Consider the following 18,239-nt stretch of genomic DNA (forward strand, 5'->3'; position numbering starts at 1 on the left):
GCTGATTCATGCAATACGATACGTTAGGACACACCGACCTTCGGGTCTCTCGTCTTTGCCTTGGCTGTATGACCTTCGGCGAACCGGATCGGGGTAAACACGCCTGGACACTTCCGGAAGACAGCAGTCGCCCCATCATCCAGCGCGCCATCGAAGGCGGCATCAACTTTTTCGACACCGCAAACAGTTACTCTGACGGCAGCAGCGAAGAGATCGTCGGCCGCGCGCTGCGAGACTTCGCTCGCCGTGATGACGTCGTAGTGGCGACTAAGGTTTACCATCAGGTGGGCGACCTGGAAGAGGGGCTGTCCCGCGCGCAAATTCTGCGCTCCATCGATGACAGCCTGAAACGCCTTGGGATGGACTACGTCGATCTGCTGCAAATTCACCGCTGGGACTATCGTACGCCGATTGAAGAGACGCTGGCAGCGCTGGATGAGGTGGTGAAATCCGGTAAGGCGCGCTTTATTGGCGCGTCGTCAATGCACGCTCGTCAGTTTGCTCACGCGCTGGCGCTGCAAAAAACCAACGGCTGGACGCCGTTCGTCACCATGCAAGATCACTACAATCTCATCTACCGGGAAGAAGAGCGCGATATGCTGCCGCTCTGCGCACAGGAAGGGGTAGCGGTAATTCCGTGGAGCCCGCTGGCGCGTGGTCGCCTGACGCGCCCGTGGGGCGAGACGACGGCAAGGCTGGTTTCCGACGAGTTCGGGCAAACGCTGTACAGCTCGACCGAAGAGAACGATGAGCAGATTGCCGGGGAGCTGGAGCGAGTCGCGCAGGAGGTTGAAGCCAGCCGGGCGCAGACGGCATTAGCATGGCTGCTGAGTAAACCCGGCGTTGCGGCACCGATTATTGGGGCGTCCCGCGAGGATCAGTTGGATGAGTTGCTGAACGCGGTGGATATTACGCTGACGCCGGAGCAGATTGCGTCGATGGAAGCGCCGTATCAGCCGCATCCGGTGGTTGGGTTTAAGTAACGAGCGGGTTGTCCCCCTCACCCTAACCCTCTCCCCGGACTGTACACCCCAAAGGGGCGAGGGAACCGTTCGCTGCGGTTTTCACCCTCTCCACCAAAAGGCGGCGAGGCGGTTTTCTCCCTCTCCCTTTTAGGGAGAGGGTAAACGCACTACAGAATGTAATGCCCCACCACAAACAATATCCCCGCTGAAATCACCCCAGCAATAATATCGTCGACCATAATCCCCATTCCACCGTGGACGTTTCGGTCGAACCAGCGAATGGGCCAGGGTTTCCACATATCAAAAATACGGAACACCACAAACCCCGCCAATACCCACCGCCAACTGATGACCGGAATCGCCATCAGCGTGATCCACATACCAATAAACTCATCCCAGACGATGCTGCCGTGGTCGTGCGTGCCCATATCACGCGCCGTGCGGCGGCAGATATAAACACCGATACAGATACCGAACATCACCACCAGTGAATAGAGCTGCAGCGGCAGAAACGTCAGCACATACCAGAAGGGAATGGCGGCAATCGAGCCAGCCGTACCCGGCATTATCGGGCTCAGGCCGCTGCCAAACCCCGTTGCCAACAGGTGCCAGGGATTGCGTAAATTAAGACGACTTTTTGCTTCGTCACGCTTAGCCAAAATGATCGTACCCCTTCCAGTCGAGCTGCACCGCTTTCCCATCCTGGGTGAAATGCAGTCCTTCAACATCGGCGCTGATTTGTCCGATGCAGGTAAACGATGTACCCAGTTGACCCAGCGCCACTTCTAGCGCGCCACGGTTCAGTTCTGGAACGGTAAAGCAGAGTTCATAGTCTTCACCGCCGGAGAGCGCCCAGCGACACGCCTGTTCCGGCTGCACGTGACGACGCAGTGCGTCGGAGTACGGCAGCAAATCAAGATCAACGCGTGCCCCAACGCCGCTGGCGTTAAGGATATGCCCCAGATCGGAAATCAGACCGTCGGAGAGATCGATAGCCGAGCTTGCCAGGTCACGCAGCGCCTGCCCTTGCAGGATACGCGGCGTCGGGCGCAAATGACGCTGACGCAGATAGGTCGCATCTTCAGGGTTATCAATCGTCAGTTGGTTCAGAATCAACGCCAGACCCGCCGCGCTGTCACCTGGCGTACCGGTCACGTAGATCCAATCCCCCGGTTTTGCCCCCGAGCGTTTCAGCGCGCGCCCTACCGGCACGTAGCCATGAATACCCAGCGTCATCGACAGCGGCCCTTTGGTGGTGTCGCCGCCGATCAACTGCATATCGTAATAGCTTAACAGTTCAAACAGTTTGTCACTGAACGCCGCCAGCCAGGCTTCATCCACCGCAGGCAGCGTCAACGCAAGCGTCAGCCAGGCCGGATCTGCACCCATTGCGGCTAAATCGCTAAGGTTTACCGCCAATGCTTTGTGGGCCAGGTCAGCCGGGTCGATATCAGGAAGGAAATGGTTGCCCACCACCAGCGTGTCGGTGCTGATAGCCAGGGTCTGTTTTTCGGGAATATTGAGTAACGCGCAGTCGTCGCCGATTCCGGTTTCTACATCAAGACGGGCGTTTCTTACTCGGTCAAAATAACGGGCAATCAGGGAGAATTCGCCGCATGCCATACGTTATGCCTCAGCAGAAGGATAAAACAAGGCCGGGATTTGCCAGAAAGAGATTCGGCAAAACCCGGCCTGAAGATTACTTTTTGTGGGGACGAATGACAGGAGCGGCTTTATCCAGCACGCCGTTGACAAACTTGTGGCTGTCTTCAGCGCCAAAGGTTTTTGCCAGTTCGATAGCTTCGTTGATAGCCACTTTGTATGGCACATCATCACGCTTCGACAGCTCGAACAGCGCGATGCGCAGTACGGCTTTCTCTACCTGACCCAGCTCTTCGAGCATACGAGACAGGTATGGCTTCATCAATCCGTCGAGGTACGCGCTGTTAGTCGCCACCCCGGACAGCAGTTCACGGAAGTACACGACGTCGACATCTTTAACGTCTTGTTCCGCCAGGAACTGGTATTCAACATCGGAGATGTCGTTCTGGGACAACTGCCAGGAGTAGAGCGCCTGGACGGCACACTCACGGGCGCGGCGACGAGCAGCAGGTTTCACGGATTTCCCCTTACAAAAATCAGGCCTTGATGGCTTTCAATACATTAATCATTTCAAGCGCGGTCAGTGCAGCTTCTGCACCTTTGTTACCGGCTTTTGTGCCAGCGCGTTCGATGGCTTGTTCAATACTTTCGGTGGTCAGAACACCAAAGGCTACCGGGATTTCGCTGTCCTGAGCGACGTGCGCCAGGCCATTGCTTGCCCCGCCAGCAACATATTCGAAGTGCGCAGTACCGCCACGGATAACTGTACCCAGCGCGATCACCGCATCGTATTTACCGGTTTTAGCCAGTGCGCCAGCCGCCAGAGGCAGTTCATAAGCACCTGGAACCCAAACAACGGTGATGTTTTCATCTTTAACCTGACCAATGCGCTTGAGGGCGTCGATAGCACCTTCCAGCAGGCTGTCATTGATAAAGTTGTTGAAACGCGCGATGGTGATGGCGACGCGAGCGTCCGGGGTAGCAACGTTAGCTTCAATAATGTTCATACTCTTCCTTTGGGTTCATTTGCCCCGCAGGGGGGCGGATTTTATCATAATATTCTGGGCGCTGCTTCCTCTAATTAGGAAAGCCTCACGCAGTGGTTAAATGCAGGCACACATCCGGGCCCACCTGGCGTATCTCGTTGAATTTGAAATGGGGGGCGTCGGCCAGTTTCTCAAGGCCTGGCAGCATACATAATCCGCGCGCATCACTTCCTAACAGTTTAGGCGCGATATAGACGATAAGCTCGTCAACCAGCCCCGCCTGAATCAACGCGCCGGCAAGCGTTGGCCCCGCCTCCACCCAAATGCTGTTAATCTGCTGTTTGCCCAGCTGCATCATCAGCAGCACCAGATCGAGATGGCCGTTGTGCCCCGGTATTTTCAGCGTTTGTACGCCCTCCGGCCAGACACGGGTATCGTCCTTCGTGCGCGCAAACAGCGTTTCACCAGGTTGCTGCACAATACGGTGCTCCGGCGTCACGCGGTTGCCGCTATCGATAACGATACGCAGCGGCTGACGCAGATTTTCCTGCGGGTAGAGCGCCTGCGTTTCGGCATTGAGCTCGTCCCAGCGCACGGTCAGTGCCGGGTCGTCTGCCAGCACCGTGGCGCTGCTGGTTAAAATGGCGTGGCTTTCCGCGCGCAGGCGCTGCACGTCGCGTCGCGCCTGCGGCGAGGTAATCCACTGGCTTTCACCGCTGGCCATCGCCGTGCGGCCGTCGAGCGACGCGCCAAGCTTCAGCTGGATATACGGGAAACCGGTACGCATCCGCTTGAGGAAGCCTTTATTCAGCGCTTCAGCTTCGCTCATCATCAGACCGTGGCTGACTTCAATACCCGCCTGCTGCAGACGATACAGCCCGCGCCCCGCGACCTGCGGGTTAGGGTCCTGCATGGCGGCAACGACGCGGGAAACGCCCGCGGCGATCAGCGCGTCACAGCATGGCGGTGTGCGGCCATGGTGACTGCACGGTTCTAGCGTCACGTAGGCGGTAGCGCCTTTGGCTTTGTCACCCGCCATGCGCAGCGCGTGCACTTCCGCATGCGGTTCACCAGCGCGATAGTGGAAACCTTCGCCGACAATCTCGCCCTGATTGACAATCACGCAGCCCACGCGCGGGTTGGGATGAGTAGTAAAGCGACCGCGTTGCGCCAGTTTTAGCGCGCGCGCCATGTACATTTCATCGTGCATAGCTTAGTCCTGTAAGCGGGCGATCTCTTCGCCAAATTCTTTAATATCTTCGAAGCTGCGGTATACCGACGCAAAGCGGATATAGGCCACTTTATCGAGCTTTTTCAGCTGTTCCATAACCAGGTTACCCAGCAGCTTGCTCGGCACTTCGCGTTCACCGGTCGCGCGCAGGTGCGATTTGATATGGTTAATCGCCATTTCCACATCATCGGAACTGACCGGACGTTTTTCCAGCGCGCGCAGCATACCGCTACGCAGCTTATCTTCATTAAACGGTTCACGCACATCGTTGCTTTTCACCACGCGCGGCATCACTAGTTCTGCCACTTCAAAGGTGGTAAAGCGCTCGTTGCACACCAGACATTGCCGGCGTCGGCGAACGGAAGAACCTTCTCCCACAAGACGGGAGTCAATGACTTTAGTATCTACGGCGAAACAGAATGGGCAGTGCATACGACGTCCTGACGATGAGGTGATGGGAATCTATTTTACCCTGAACTGCGGATACAACAAAGGCGCAGCGCTTTTTGAGACAAAGGATCGATGCCAGATGCCATATTGCGCGCTACCATTGCGTTATCCCGAAGAGAAGGAAACAGACAGCATGACAAGACGTTACCTAAGAATCGCCCTGCTGGGAAGCCTCGTCAGCCTGAGCGCCTGCGCGCAGCAGTCTGAAGTCAAGCAGATGCACCAAAGCATCAGCGCGCTCAGCACCGAGATGACGCAGCTCAATAAAGAGACGGTGAAAATCACCCAGCAAAACGCGCTGAATGCGAAATCAACGCGCGGTGTCTACCTGCTTCCCGGCGCTAACACCCCTGCCCGTTTGAACAGCCAGGTGGGCACCCTCCGCATGTCATTGCGCAATATCGCCGCTAACGCTCAGGGCACGGCGGTCACGCTGCGCATTCAGGGGGAATCGAACGAGGCGCTCCCGGCCTTCACCGGCACCGTAGAATGGGGCCAGATTCAGGGCACAACCGAGCAGTATCAAGAGGTCAACGTGCAGAATCAGCTCTTCTCCGCGCCGGCAAGCGTGCTGGCACCGAGCGACGTCAATATCCCGCTGCAGCTTAACGGTGTTACCCCCGATCAGCTCGGCTTTGTTCGTATTCACGACGTGCAGCCTGCCAACGCACAGTAACCGTTCTACAGGGGGAAGTTGTAACAATACTCCCCCTGAATTCGCCTTCTCTGTCCCCCGCCTGAAACACATTTCTCGTATGTAAACATTTGCAATAATTCACCCCATCAGTACAATCGCGGCGTCTAAACTACGCAAACGTGAACGCAATCGATTACGCGTTTGAAAAATGTGTGAACTGTGACTGATTTTCGTGAGCAAGGATTCATATAATAGGCTCGCAGAAACACGAAACATTTAGAAAAACTTCGGTGATAAAAATCACTCTCTTTCGATTTTTTTTATTAGTGGCACAAATATGAAAAAAACATTATTAGCAGCCGGTGCTGCACTGGCGCTCTCCGCATCTTTCACTGCTAACGCAGCAGGCGACTCTCAACCTCAGTATGTTTCCGACTGGTGGCATCAGAGCGTAAACGTGGTGGGTAGCTATCACACCCGCTTCTCGCCAAAGCTGAACAACGACGTATACCTGGAATATGAAGCGTTTGCCAAAAAAGACTGGCTCGACTTCTACGGCTACATCGATATTCCTAAGACCTTTGACTGGGGTAACGGCAACGATAAAGGCGTATGGTCTGACGGCTCCCCAATGTTCATGGAGATCGAACCGCGCTTCTCTATCGACAAGCTGACCGGTGCTGACCTGAGCTTTGGTCCGTTCAAAGAGTGGTACTTCGCGAACAACTACATCTACGATATGGGTGACAACAAAGCCAGCCGCCAGAGCACCTGGTATATGGGTCTGGGTACCGATATCGACACCGGCCTGCCAATGGGTCTGTCCCTGAACGTGTACGCCAAATACCAGTGGCAGAACTACGGCGCCGCGAACGAAAACGAGTGGGATGGCTACCGCTTCAAAGTGAAATACTTTGTGCCAATCAGTGACCTGTGGGGCGGTAAGCTGAGCTACATCGGCTTCACCAACTTCGACTGGGGTTCCGATCTCGGTGACGAACCGAACCGTACCAGCAACTCCATCGCGTCCAGCCACATCCTGGCGCTGAACTACGATCACTGGCACTACTCCGTGGTCGCTCGTTACTTCCATAACGGCGGTCAGTGGCAAGGTGGCAATACCCTGAACTGGGGCGAAGGCGATTTCAGCGCCAAGTCTACCGGTTGGGGTGGTTACTTTGTTGTAGGTTACAACTTCTAAGTTCGATACCGCAAAACAGGCCAGAGGTTTCCCTCTGGCCTGTTTCGGGCGCATACTGCCACGCGGGCGGCAGGGCCATCGGGGATAAAGCCCCCGCAACACTGCGCCTCACCGGGAGACCCGGCTTGCCGCTGATTCTACTCTGCTCACCACTATCTACATGACGTAAAAACAAAAAAATCCCGACCTTGCGATCGGGATTCCAGCAACGGTGTACGCGTTACAGCACGTCGGCTATTTCTTTTTGTTCAGCATCGCTTTCAGGTCAGCGAACGGGTTGTAGGTCGCCTCGCCCACGTCTTTCTGCGCATCTTCCCCGGCGACAACCGTGGAACCGTACTGGTCAGCCTCGGTGTATTTCGAGTGTTCGTGATCGTGACAGAACAAGCACAAAAGCTCCCAGTTGCTGCCATCTTCCGGGTTATTAGTGTGGTCGTGGTCCATATGGTGAACCGTCAGCTCACGCAGATTGGAGTAAACGAACTCGCGAGAACAACGCCCGCAGACCCACGGGAACAGTTTCAGCGCTTTTTCACGGTAGCCGCTTTCCAGCCGCACATAGTTTTTTGGGATGATGGCCATAATGACTCGATATGTCGTGTTCAATGTAAGGGAATACGCACAGTCTAAATGGGCAATAAAAAAGCCGCAACACCCTAAGGCGTTGCGGCTTTATTCGTGCGCTAAGTGCGGCAGGTTAAGGCAGAATTGACGGCTGATCCGCCCCTTCTTTCTCGACTTTCTGCTGCAGCATATGTTCACGCTTCATACCCAGCTTCAGCGCCAGCGCCGAGGCTACGTAGATAGACGATGCGGTACCGATGGAGACACCGATAAGCATAGTCAGCGAGAAGCCTTCCAGTACCGGGCCACCGAAGAGGTACAGCATCAGAATAACCACTAACGTGGTACCGGACGTAATCAACGTACGGTGCAACGTCTGGGTCAGCGACACGTTAAAGATTTCGTACGGCGTACCGCGACGAATCTTGCGGAAGTTTTCACGGATACGGTCAGATACCACGATACTGTCGTTCAGCGAGTAACCGATAACCGACATCAGCGATGCCACGATAGTCAGGTCAATCTCGATATGGAACAACGACAGGATCCCGAACGTAATGATAACGTCGTGCGCCAGCGCGATAACCACACCTGCCGCCAGTCGCCACTCAAAGCGGAAACCGACGTACACCAGGATAGAGATCAGCGCCACCATCAGCGCCATGGCACCTGTTTGCGCCAGATCGGCACCCACGCTTGGCCCGACGAATTCGATACGCTTCACGGCAGCATTCTGACTGGTGGATTCGTTAATCACACTCAGCACCTTGCTACCCAGCACCTGGCCACCATCCGCACCTTTGGTTGGCGGCATACGTACCATGATGTCATGGCTGCTACCGAAGTTCTGCAGAAGCGGATCAACGAAGCCCGCTTTCTCCAGCGCATCGCGCATTAAGTCCATGTCCGCCGGTTTTTCCAGCGTAATTTCAATCACCGTACCACCGGTGAAATCGAGACCCCAGTTAAACCCGCGTACGCCCATCACCACGATGGCCGCAATCAGCAGTAAACCGGAAATGCCGAAAGCCCAGTAGTCCCAGCGCATAAAGTCATAGACTTTACGGCCGTGGTTTAATTGTTCAACACTATATTCCTGTGCCACATCGCACTCCTCAGATTGACAGCTTTTTGACGCGCTTGCCGCCATACAACAGGTTTACGATGGCACGCGTACCGACAATCGCGGTAAACATCGACGTTGCCACACCGATACCGGTAGTAATCGCGAACCCTTTAATTGCCCCGGTGCCGACTGCATACAGGATCAGGACTTTAATCAGCGTCGTAATGTTCGCATCGAAGATGGAACTGAACGCGCCAGCATAGCCCTCGTTGATTGCCTGTTGTACCGAACGTCCGTTACTCAGTTCTTCTTTGATACGTTCGTTGATCAGTACGTTAGCATCGACCGCGACCGCAAGGGTTAACACAATCCCCGCGATACCCGGCATGCTCAACGTCGCGCCCGGCAGCAGTGACATGATACCGACGATCAGTACCAGGTTAGCCAGCAGTGCGCTTGTCGCGATCAGACCGAACTTCTTATAGAAGAAGAGCATGAACAGGATAGAGACCACCAGACCGGCCAGACACGCTTCCAGACCTTGCTTGATGTTCTGCATACCCAGGGTTGGGCCGATAGTACGTTCTTCAACAATCTGAATTGGCGCAATCAGCGCACCGGCACGCAGCAGCAGAGAGAGCTGACGCGCTTCGTTCGGGTTGCTGATACCGGTAATACGGAAGCTGTTGCCCAGGCGAGACTGGATGTTGGCGATGTTAATCACCTCTTCCTGTTTCACCAGAATGGCGCGACCGTTAGCATCTTTCTTACCGCTGTCTTTGTACTCCACGAACAGGGTCGCCATCGGCTTACCGATGTTGTCCTTGGTGAAGTTAGACATGATGTTACCACCCGCACTATCGAGCGAGATGTTAACCTGCGGCTGGTTGTATTCATCCTGGCTTGAAGTGGAGTCGGTGATATGGTCACCGGTCAGGATCACACGCTTGTACAGCACAACCGGCTGGCCTTCACGGGTATCTTTCACTTCAGAGTCGCCTGGCACGCGGCCAGATGCAGCAGCAGCCTGGTCAACGTTGGTGTTTACCAGACGGAATTCCAGGGTTGCAGTGGCACCCAGAATCTCTTTCGCACGCGCGGTGTCCTGAATACCTGGCAGTTCAACCACGATGCGGTCAGCACCCTGGCGCTGAACCACTGGCTCAGCAACGCCCAGTTGATTAACACGGTTACGCAGAATATTGATGTTCTGCTGAACCGCGTATTCGCGGGCTTCGCTCAGGCGAGCATCGGTCATCACCGCACGCAGCGCGGTGCTACCCTGGCTGGAAATCACCAGGTCCTGATGGCGTTTGCTCAGATAAGAGATCGCGTCATCACGCGCATTGCTATCACGGAAAGCGATGCTCAGACCGTAGTTGTCTTCTTTGCGAACGGTAGTATAAGGAATGCCTTTTTCACGCAGGTCACTGCGCAGGCTATCGATATTTTGCTCCTGGAGTTTACCCAGCGCAGTGTCCATATCCACTTCCATCAGGAAGTGCACACCACCACGCAGGTCAAGACCGAGCTTCATTGGCTCTGCGTTAATCGCAGCGAGCCAGCGCGGTGTTGCCGGAGCAAGGTTAAGCGCCACGACGTATTTGTCACCCAGCACGTTTACCAGCGCTTCACGCGCACGCAGCTGGATGTCGGTGGTGTCGAAGCGCGCAAGAATAGCGCCCTCTTCCAGTGCCACAGACTTAGCGGTAATTTTTTCTTCTTGTAACGTTTTCTGGACCTGGATCAGCGTTTGCTCACTGGCGGCGACGCCGCGCACGCCAGTGATTTGAACGGCCGGATCCTCACCATACAGGTTGGGAAGCGCATACAGCAGACCGACGACAATTACGACGATCAGCATGACATACTTCCACAAAGGATAACGGTTTAACACGGCAGTTCCCTTTGGGAAAACGAAATATTACAGCGCCTTCATGGTGCCTTTCGGCAGAACGGCAGCTACGAAGTCACGTTTGATAACCACTTCAGTGGTGTCGTTCAGTGCGATAGCAATGTAGCCAGTTTCCGCTACTTTGGTCACACGACCCACCAGGCCACCGTTAGTCAGCACTTCATCGCCTTTCGCGATGGAGCTCATCAGGTTTTTATGCTCTTTGGTACGTTTTTGCTGTGGACGCAGGATCATGAAATAGAAGATCAGGCCGAAAACCACCAGCATCAGAATCAGAGACATCGGGCTGCCCTGCGACGGAGCCCCGGTTGCTGCTACCGCATCAGAAATAAAAAAGCTCATTCAAATTCCCTCATTATTAAAATTAATCAACGTTCAAAGGTGGAACGGTACGCCCCTGGCGTTGGTAGAAATCGGTCACGAAGCTCTCTAATTTACCCTCTTCAATAGCCTTGCGTAAACCAGCCATTAAGCGCTGATAGTAGCGAAGATTATGAATGGTATTGAGGCGCGCGCCCAATATTTCGTTGCAACGGTCAAGATGATGCAAGTATGCACGCGAATAATTGCGACAGGTGTAGCAATCACACTCGGCATCAAGCGTGCTGGTATCGCTCTTATGTTTGGCATTACGGATTTTCACCACACCGTCGGTCACAAACAGATGACCGTTACGGGCGTTACGCGTTGGCATAACGCAGTCAAACATATCGATACCGCGACGAACGCCTTCAACCAGGTCCTCTGGTTTGCCAACGCCCATCAGGTAACGCGGTTTGTCAGCAGGGATCTGCGGGCAAACGTGCTCCAGGATACGGAGCATGTCTTCTTTCGGCTCACCTACCGCCAGGCCGCCGACAGCGTAGCCATCAAAGCCAATCTCCACCAGACCTTTGACGGAGATATCACGTAAATCTTCGTAAACGCTGCCCTGAATGATGCCAAACAGCGCATTTTTGTTGCCGAGGCCATCGAAACGGTCGCGGCTGCGTTTGGCCCAGCGCAGAGACATTTCCATCGAGCGCTTGGCGTAGTCCCAATCCGCCGGGTACGGCGTACACTCGTCAAAAATCATCACGATATCGGAACCGAGATCGTACTGAATTTCCATCGATTTTTCTGGATCGAGGAAGATCGGGTCGCCGTTAATTGGGTTGCGGAAGTGCACGCCCTGCTCGGTGATTTTGCGGATATCACCCAGGCTGAAGACCTGGAAACCGCCGGAATCGGTCAGAATTGGCCCTTTCCACTGCATGAAGTCGTGCAGGTCGCCGTGCAGTTTCATGATTTCCTGACCCGGGCGCAGCCACAGGTGGAAGGTGTTGCCGAGAATGATTTGTGCGCCGGTCGCTTCAACTTCTTCCGGCGTCATACCCTTAACGGTGCCGTAGGTACCTACTGGCATAAAGGCAGGCGTTTCGACTACGCCACGATCAAAAACCAGGCGGCCGCGGCGGGCGCGACCGTCTGTGGTGTCCAGTTCAAATTTCATCTTTACTCCTGCGTCAGAAAAACAGTCCGACGTTAAATTCTCATGCCGGGAACTTATTCCCCGACACGCTCAAAAATAGCCTGCGGATTGTACGTGATAAACATGGCATCACCGTAACTAAAAAAGCGATATTTTTGTTCTACAGCAGCCTTATAGGCGTTCATGGTGTGCTGATAACCGGCAAAAGCGGAAACCAGCATGATAAGCGTCGATTCCGGCAGGTGGAAGTTGGTCACCAGTGCATCAATCACCTGGTATTGGTAGCCCGGGAAAATAAAGATTTGCGTGTCGCCGAAGAACGGCGCAATCAGCTCATCTTTTGCCGCCTGCGCCGCGCTCTCAAGGGAACGAACCGAAGTCGTCCCCACCGCAATAACACGGTTGCCACGCGCTTTCGCCGCCAGCACCGCATCAACCACTTCCTGCGGCACTTCCGCGTATTCGGAGTGCATGATGTGGTCTTCAATGCTGTCCACGCGCACCGGCTGGAAGGTACCCGCGCCCACGTGCAGCGTGACAAACGCCATCTCGATGCCCTTTTCGCGAAGCTTCGCCAGCAGCGGTTCGTCGAAGTGCAGGCCCGCGGTCGGTGCCGCAACGGCGCCCGGTTTTTCGCTATATACGGTCTGATACAGCTCGCGGTCCGCGTCTTCGTCCGGGCGGTCGATGTACGGAGGCAGCGGCATGTGGCCGATAGCGTTCAGAATATCCAGCACGCTGCGCTCGTCGTCGAACTCGACTTCAAACAGCGCGTCATGGCGGGCAACCATCGTCGCCTTAATACTTTCATCATCGCCCAGCAGCAGCTCCGCACCCGGCTTCGGCGCTTTAGAGGCGCGAATATGTGCCAGAATACGTTTATCATCCAGCATACGCTCGACCAGTACTTCAATCTTGCCGCCGCTGGCTTTACGGCCAAACAGGCGCGCCGGGATCACGCGGGTATTGTTAAAGACCAGCAGATCCCCAGGGTTGAGCTTATCGAGCAAATCGGTGAAAGTACCGTGCGTCAGCGCGCCCGTCGGCCCGTCCAGAGAGAGTAAGCGACAGCTGCTACGCTCGGCTTGTGGATAGTGGGCAATCAGGGATTCGGGTAGTTCAAAGGAGAAATCGGCAACGCGCATGACTGTGACTCTGGGCTTAATAATGAGGCGGGTAGTCTAGTGCCGGGGAGACATCCCTGCAACCCTTACCCCTCTGGATAAACGTTTAACAATGAATTTTCTCGCTCACCTGCACCTCGCTCACCTGGCCGACAGCTCGCTATCGGGAAACCTATTGGCGGATTTCGTCCGCGGCAACCCGCAGCAGGATTATCCGGCCGATATCGTTGACGGTATCTATATGCATCGCCGCATTGATGTGATGACCGACAATCTGCCACAGGTAAAAGAAGCGCGCGAATGGTTCCGTCCCGAAACGCGCCGCGTCGCGCCGATTACGCTCGATGTGATGTGGGATCACTTCCTTTCACGCCACTGGGCGCAAATCTCGCCAGAAATTGCCCTACCCGAGTTCACCCGCTACGCCCGCAGCGAAGTCGCCACGATCCTTCCTGACGCTCCAGAACGCTTTCTGACGCTGAACCAGCACCTGTGGTCCGAACGCTGGTTGGAGCGCTACGGCGAGATGGATTTTATCCAGCGGGTGCTGAATGGGATGGCCAGCCGCCGCCCGAAACTGGATGCGTTGCGCGATTCATGGCATGACCTCGACGCGCACTATGATGCGCTGGAGACGCGCTTCTGGCAGTTCTATCCGCAGATGATGGCGCAGGCGAAAAACAAAGCGCTGTAGGGCTTGCATCGGGCCACGGAACGGCTATGCTTATTCCTTTGGTAAAATAATAATTGATAGGTGAATCCTATCTTATTAATCGTCATAGTCTTTTTGTGTTCCCCGCTTACCCTCCCTATACTGGCCCGCGTTGCGTTCCATTAACCTTATAAATTCAAAGGAGAACCCCATGGTTCTGGTTACTCGTCAAGCGCCTGACTTCACCGCAGCAGCGGTACTGGGCAACGGTGAAATCGTTGAGAAATTCAATTTCAAACAGCACACCCAGGGTAAAGCCACCGTTCTGTTCTTCTGGCCGATGGACTTCACCTTCGTCTGCCCGTCCGAGCTGATTGCCTTCGACAAACGTTACGAAGAGTTCCAGAAGCGCAGCGTTGAAGTGGTTGGCGTCTCTTTTGACTCCGAATTCGTTCACAACGCATGGCGTAACACCCCTGTCGACAAAGGCGGCATCGGTGCTGTGAAATACGCAATGGTTGCTGACGTTAAGCGTGAAATTCAGAAAGCTTACGGTATCGAACACCCGGACGAAGGCGTTGCGCTGCGCGGCTCCTTCCTGATCGACGCTAACGGCGTGGTTCGCCACCAGGTAGTTAACGACCTGCCGCTGGGCCGTAACATCGATGAAATGCTGCGTATGGTTGATGCGCTGCAGTTCCACGAGCAGCACGGCGAAGTGTGCCCGGCGCAGTGGGAAAAAGGGAAAGAAGGCATGAATGCGTCTCCGGACGGCGTTGCTAAGTACCTGAGCGAAAACGTATCCAGCCTGTAATCGGCTGACGTTTCGTCAAAAAAGGCTCGCATTGCGAGCCTTTTTGTTTTCCTGGAACTGGTGATACGCCACGTTATGATGCCTGCTGCACATACACCGCCCGCTTCGGCGCAAAGAAAATCATGATAATCACGCTCACCAGCAGCACCGCCGCAATGCTGTAAAGCCCTGCATTACTGTTCCCGGTCATATCCCGCGTCACGCCCATTACCCATGGTGCAAAGAAGCCGGATGACGTGGAGATCATGCTGATCATCGCAATTCCCGCCGGGGCTTTCGCCGGATCGAGATAGGTAGATGGGAAGGTCCAGGAGATCCCCGATGCACCGCTAAAGCCAAACCCGGCAACGCCCAGCAGCACCAGCTTCAGGTACATCGGCACTTCCAGATAGCCCACCGCAATCAGGCTCACGGCAGCAAGCGTCGCGCCAAAGACAAAATGCCAACGGCGTTCACGACGAATATCGGAGCTGCGGCAAATCGTAAGCTCACCGAGAATCGCCATGGCGAACGGAATCGCCCCCAACAGTGCGATAACCGCAATATTGCCAACCCCCATCTCCTTAATCATCGTCGGCAGCCAGAAGTTAAACGCATAGGCGCCGCAGTTGGTGGCAAAAATAAAGGCAATCAGCAGGAACACTTTCGGGTCAGCCAGCGCCCCCAGCATCGCTTTTTTACCGTGCATGCCATAACCCGACGTGATGCCCTGCTTTTCCCGGTCTTTCTGCATCATCTGCTGGTGCAGCGCCTTTTCCTGCGGGCTTAACCATGTCGCCTCTTCCGGCTTATCGGCGAGATTAAAATAGATAACCCCCGCGATGAAAAAGACCGGTAGCGCGTCCAGCAGGAACATCCACTGCCAGCCCTCCAGCCCGTGCCAGCCGTGCATATATTGTAAAATCACCCCGGAAACCGGGCCGCCAATCATCGGCGCGGTTAGCGTGGCGACCAGGAAGATAGCGGTGATACGCCCGCGAATATGGCTCGGGAACCAATAGGTAAAGTAAAGGATCACTCCCGGTACAAACCCAGCTTCAAAAATACCCAGCAGGATCCGCAGCGCATAAAGCTGGTTGATAGTCTGCACAAACATCGTGCAGGCGGAAAGCGTGCCCCACAGCAGCATGATGCGGGTCAGCGTTTTACGCGCGCCGATTTTATCCATCAGCATATTGCTGGGAATTTCGCATAGCGCATAGCCGATAAAAAAGATCCCCGCCGCAATCGCATATTGCGTATCGGTAAAACCAATCGCGCTCTGCATCTGCAGCTTGGCGTAGCCAATATTGACGCGGTCAAGGAAAGAGAAAAAGTAGGCGATAAACAGTACCGGCATGATTTTCCACACCACTTTCTTTAATAACCGCTGCTCTGCTTCACTGCCGGTCAGGCTGTTTAATATTGGTTTATCGGCATAAACGTGACTCATCTGGCATCCCCATTGGTACGTAAAAACGGTGACCAGCGCGATATTGCGCTTGCCTTGCTCAGTTCTGATATATACAAATCCATTGATTATTATCTAATCATTAAGATGTTAATGACATTAGAAGAGGCAGGCGCAAAGATCCAGATGGAACGCACCAATAAAGATCACAAATTTGAAATATATTGATAACAACAAGGTGGGGATCACAAGAAAAGGTGGTCATTGAACCTGACCACCTGAGAGCGGGTTAGAACGAGAAGCAAGAGCAGCCGAGTGCGCCCCAGAAGGCGCGATCGTCAGACACCGGAATGCCGGACTGACGCGCAATATCGTGCTGATGCCCGTGTACGCCGCAGCTGCCGCAGCACTGGTGCATCTGAACTACCGCGCCGATATGCTCAGAACCCGGAGGCGCGGAACGATAGTGACCCGGCACTTTCACCACCGGCGACCAATCCGGCACTACCGGAATCGACGGCGGGGCGATCGGCGTGAAGTGCCCGGCGGCGTAGACCACGCGGCCATCGACAATCGTCATCACCGACTCAATACCTTTGATCTCTTCTTCCGGCACGCTGAAGTAGTCCTTCGACAGCGCCACCAGATCCGCCAACTGCCCGGCGGCAATGCGTCCCTTTTTCCCCTGCTCGCTGGAGAACCAGGCGCTGCCTGCCGTCCACAGTTCCAGCGCGACATCGCGCGGCAGACGGTTTTCATCGTCATACATCGCCATACCGCCGACGGTACGCCCGGAAACCAGCCAGTACAATGCCGTCCACGGGTTATAGCTCGCCACGCGGGTCGCGTCCGTCCCTAAGCCAACAGGAACGCCCATTTCCAGCATTTTCGCCACCGGTGGCGTGTGTTTCACCGCATCTTTGCCGTAGCGATCGACAAAGTATTCCCCCTGGAAGGCCATACGATGCTGCACCGCAATCCCGCCGCCCAGCGCCTTCACGCGCTCAATATTACGCTCGGTAATGGTCTCCGCGTGGTCAAAGAACCAGTGCAGGCCGTTGAACGGAATATCACGGTTAACCTTCTCGAACACGTCCAGCATACGGCTGATCGACTCGTCGTAGGTGGCGTGCAGGCGGAACGGCCAGCGATGCTCGACCAGGTGACGAACCACACGCTCAAGCTCATCTTCCATACCCGGCGGCAGATCCGGACGCGGCTGCAGGAAATCTTCAAAGTCGGCCGCCGAGAAGACCAGCATCTCACCCGCACCGTTGGCACGGTAGAAGTCGGTGCCCTGCCCCGGTTTGAGCATATCCGTCCAGCGTTCAAAATCCTCAACTTCCTGCTTCGGACGCTGGGTAAACAGGTTATAGGCGATGCGGATAGTCATCTGCTTGTTGGCGTGCAGCTGCTCAATAATTTCGTAATCTTCCGGGTAGTTCTGGAAGCCACCGCCCGCATCAATGGCGCTGGTCAGTCCGAGCCGGTTCAGCTCGCGCATAAACTGGCGGGTGGAGTTGACCTGCATCTCCAGCGGCAGCTTCGGCCCTTTGGCCAGCGTCGCGTAGAGGATCATGGCGTTAGGTTTGGCAATCAGCATCCCGGTCGGGTTGCCGTTGTTATCGCGGACAATCTCGCCGCCCGCGGGGGCTGGCGTATCTTTGGTGTAGCCCACCGCCTTCAGCGCGGCGCGGTTGAGCAGTGCGCGGTCGTAGAGGTGCAGCACAAACACCGGCGTATCTGGCGCGGCGTCGTTAAGCTCCTGCAGCGTTGGCATCCGGCGTTCAGCAAACTGGAACTCGCTCCAGCCGCCCACCACGCGCACCCACTGCGGCGACGGCGTACGGTCGGCCTGCTCTTTGAGCATGCGTAGCGCATCCGCCAGCGACGGTACGCCTTCCCAGCGCAGCTCCAGGTTGTAGTTCAGCCCGCCGCGAATCAGGTGCAGGTGCGAGTCGTTAAGCCCGGGGATCACCGTGTGGCCGTGAAGGTCAACAATCTGCGTGCCTTCGCCCGCCCAGGACATCATCTGCGCGTCGCTGCCGACGGCCAGAATTTTGCCATCGGCAATGGCCACCGCGTCCACTAGCGGCTGTTGCGGGTCAAGCGTGTGAATCTGCCCCTGGGTTAAAATCAGGGTAGCGATTTGTGACATAGCGTTCTCCTCG

Annotated in this window: 19 protein-coding genes; 5 read left to right on the forward strand and 14 right to left on the reverse strand. The window is 55.4% G+C overall.

Annotated elements, in window-relative coordinates:
* Window positions 1-8: 8 nt before the first annotated feature.
* Window positions 9-983: an aldo/keto reductase gene (locus tag ACLGE8_RS03080; protein WP_410996342.1), complete on the forward strand. Its 975-nt coding sequence runs from the start codon at window positions 9-11 to the stop codon at window positions 981-983.
* Window positions 984-1,132: 149 nt separating this feature from the next.
* Here ACLGE8_RS03080 and pgpA read toward each other — a convergent pair whose 3' ends face one another.
* From pgpA to nrdR, 6 genes are all read right to left on the reverse strand, one after another.
* On the reverse strand, window positions 1,133-1,666 hold the full coding sequence (pgpA, locus tag ACLGE8_RS03085) for a phosphatidylglycerophosphatase A (protein WP_410996344.1): 534 nt from the start codon (window positions 1,664-1,666) through the stop codon (window positions 1,133-1,135).
* Window positions 1,617-2,588, reverse strand: a complete 972-nt coding sequence (gene thiL / locus ACLGE8_RS03090) for a thiamine-phosphate kinase (protein ID WP_410996346.1) — start codon at window positions 2,586-2,588, stop codon at window positions 1,617-1,619. Before thiL ends, pgpA begins: the two co-directional genes overlap by 50 nt.
* A gap of 76 nt (window positions 2,589-2,664) precedes the next feature.
* The gene (gene nusB / locus ACLGE8_RS03095; protein WP_123650001.1) at window positions 2,665-3,084 is read right to left on the reverse strand and encodes a transcription antitermination factor NusB; all 420 of its coding nucleotides are present in this window, start codon (window positions 3,082-3,084) and stop codon (window positions 2,665-2,667) included.
* A gap of 19 nt (window positions 3,085-3,103) precedes the next feature.
* The gene (gene ribE, locus ACLGE8_RS03100; protein ID WP_001021161.1) at window positions 3,104-3,574 is read right to left on the reverse strand and encodes a 6,7-dimethyl-8-ribityllumazine synthase; all 471 of its coding nucleotides are present in this window, start codon (window positions 3,572-3,574) and stop codon (window positions 3,104-3,106) included.
* A gap of 85 nt (window positions 3,575-3,659) precedes the next feature.
* Window positions 3,660-4,763 carry a bifunctional diaminohydroxyphosphoribosylaminopyrimidine deaminase/5-amino-6-(5-phosphoribosylamino)uracil reductase RibD gene (gene ribD, locus ACLGE8_RS03105; protein WP_410996348.1) on the reverse strand — a complete coding sequence of 368 codons (1,104 nt, stop codon included), beginning with the start codon at window positions 4,761-4,763 and terminating at the stop codon, window positions 3,660-3,662.
* 3 nt (window positions 4,764-4,766) lie between these two features.
* Complete coding sequence (nrdR, locus tag ACLGE8_RS03110; RefSeq protein ID WP_052283888.1) at window positions 4,767-5,216, reverse strand: transcriptional regulator NrdR; 450 nt, start codon at window positions 5,214-5,216, stop codon at window positions 4,767-4,769.
* A 151-nt stretch (window positions 5,217-5,367) separates the two neighbouring features.
* Here nrdR and ACLGE8_RS03115 point away from each other — a divergent pair, with 151 nt between their 5' ends.
* A complete protein-coding gene (locus ACLGE8_RS03115) occupies window positions 5,368-5,910 on the forward strand; it encodes a DUF3251 domain-containing protein (RefSeq protein ID WP_410996350.1) in 543 nt (180 codons plus the stop codon).
* A 298-nt stretch (window positions 5,911-6,208) separates the two neighbouring features.
* On the forward strand, window positions 6,209-7,072 hold the full coding sequence (locus ACLGE8_RS03120; protein WP_410996352.1) for a nucleoside-specific channel-forming protein Tsx: 864 nt from the start codon (window positions 6,209-6,211) through the stop codon (window positions 7,070-7,072).
* A gap of 234 nt (window positions 7,073-7,306) precedes the next feature.
* On the opposite strand, the gene yajD is transcribed toward ACLGE8_RS03120, so the two are convergent.
* The 6 genes from yajD to queA form a co-directional block, all read right to left on the reverse strand.
* Window positions 7,307-7,654, reverse strand: a complete 348-nt coding sequence (gene yajD, locus ACLGE8_RS03125; RefSeq protein ID WP_035895149.1) for an HNH nuclease YajD — start codon at window positions 7,652-7,654, stop codon at window positions 7,307-7,309.
* Window positions 7,655-7,769: 115 nt separating this feature from the next.
* Window positions 7,770-8,741: a protein translocase subunit SecF gene (gene secF / locus ACLGE8_RS03130; protein WP_410996354.1), complete on the reverse strand. Its 972-nt coding sequence runs from the start codon at window positions 8,739-8,741 to the stop codon at window positions 7,770-7,772.
* Between the two features lie 10 nt (window positions 8,742-8,751).
* Window positions 8,752-10,599, reverse strand: a complete 1,848-nt coding sequence (gene secD, locus ACLGE8_RS03135) for a protein translocase subunit SecD (RefSeq protein WP_410996356.1) — start codon at window positions 10,597-10,599, stop codon at window positions 8,752-8,754.
* Window positions 10,600-10,626: 27 nt separating this feature from the next.
* On the reverse strand, window positions 10,627-10,959 hold the full coding sequence (yajC, locus tag ACLGE8_RS03140) for a preprotein translocase subunit YajC (protein WP_123649994.1): 333 nt from the start codon (window positions 10,957-10,959) through the stop codon (window positions 10,627-10,629).
* Window positions 10,960-10,981: 22 nt separating this feature from the next.
* Entirely contained in the window at window positions 10,982-12,109 is a 1,128-nt protein-coding gene (gene tgt / locus ACLGE8_RS03145; RefSeq protein ID WP_410996358.1) for a tRNA guanosine(34) transglycosylase Tgt, read from the reverse strand.
* Window positions 12,110-12,162: 53 nt separating this feature from the next.
* A complete protein-coding gene (gene queA, locus ACLGE8_RS03150) occupies window positions 12,163-13,233 on the reverse strand; it encodes a tRNA preQ1(34) S-adenosylmethionine ribosyltransferase-isomerase QueA (RefSeq protein ID WP_410996360.1) in 1,071 nt (356 codons plus the stop codon).
* Between the two features lie 91 nt (window positions 13,234-13,324).
* Here queA and acpH point away from each other — a divergent pair, with 91 nt between their 5' ends.
* A complete protein-coding gene (gene acpH / locus ACLGE8_RS03155) occupies window positions 13,325-13,906 on the forward strand; it encodes an ACP phosphodiesterase (RefSeq protein ID WP_410996362.1) in 582 nt (193 codons plus the stop codon).
* Between the two features lie 169 nt (window positions 13,907-14,075).
* Window positions 14,076-14,678: a peroxiredoxin C gene (locus ACLGE8_RS03160; protein ID WP_410996364.1), complete on the forward strand. Its 603-nt coding sequence runs from the start codon at window positions 14,076-14,078 to the stop codon at window positions 14,676-14,678.
* A gap of 73 nt (window positions 14,679-14,751) precedes the next feature.
* Here the strand turns inward: ACLGE8_RS03160 and ACLGE8_RS03165 are convergent, their stop codons facing one another.
* Complete coding sequence (locus ACLGE8_RS03165; protein ID WP_410996366.1) at window positions 14,752-16,110, reverse strand: MFS transporter; 1,359 nt, start codon at window positions 16,108-16,110, stop codon at window positions 14,752-14,754.
* Window positions 16,111-16,357: 247 nt separating this feature from the next.
* Window positions 16,358-18,226, reverse strand: a complete 1,869-nt coding sequence (locus ACLGE8_RS03170; RefSeq protein WP_410996369.1) for an amidohydrolase — start codon at window positions 18,224-18,226, stop codon at window positions 16,358-16,360.
* Window positions 18,227-18,239 lie beyond the last annotated feature (13 nt).

Source organism: Kluyvera sp. 142486 (genome assembly GCF_046569695.1).
Classification (GTDB): domain Bacteria; phylum Pseudomonadota; class Gammaproteobacteria; order Enterobacterales; family Enterobacteriaceae; genus Kluyvera.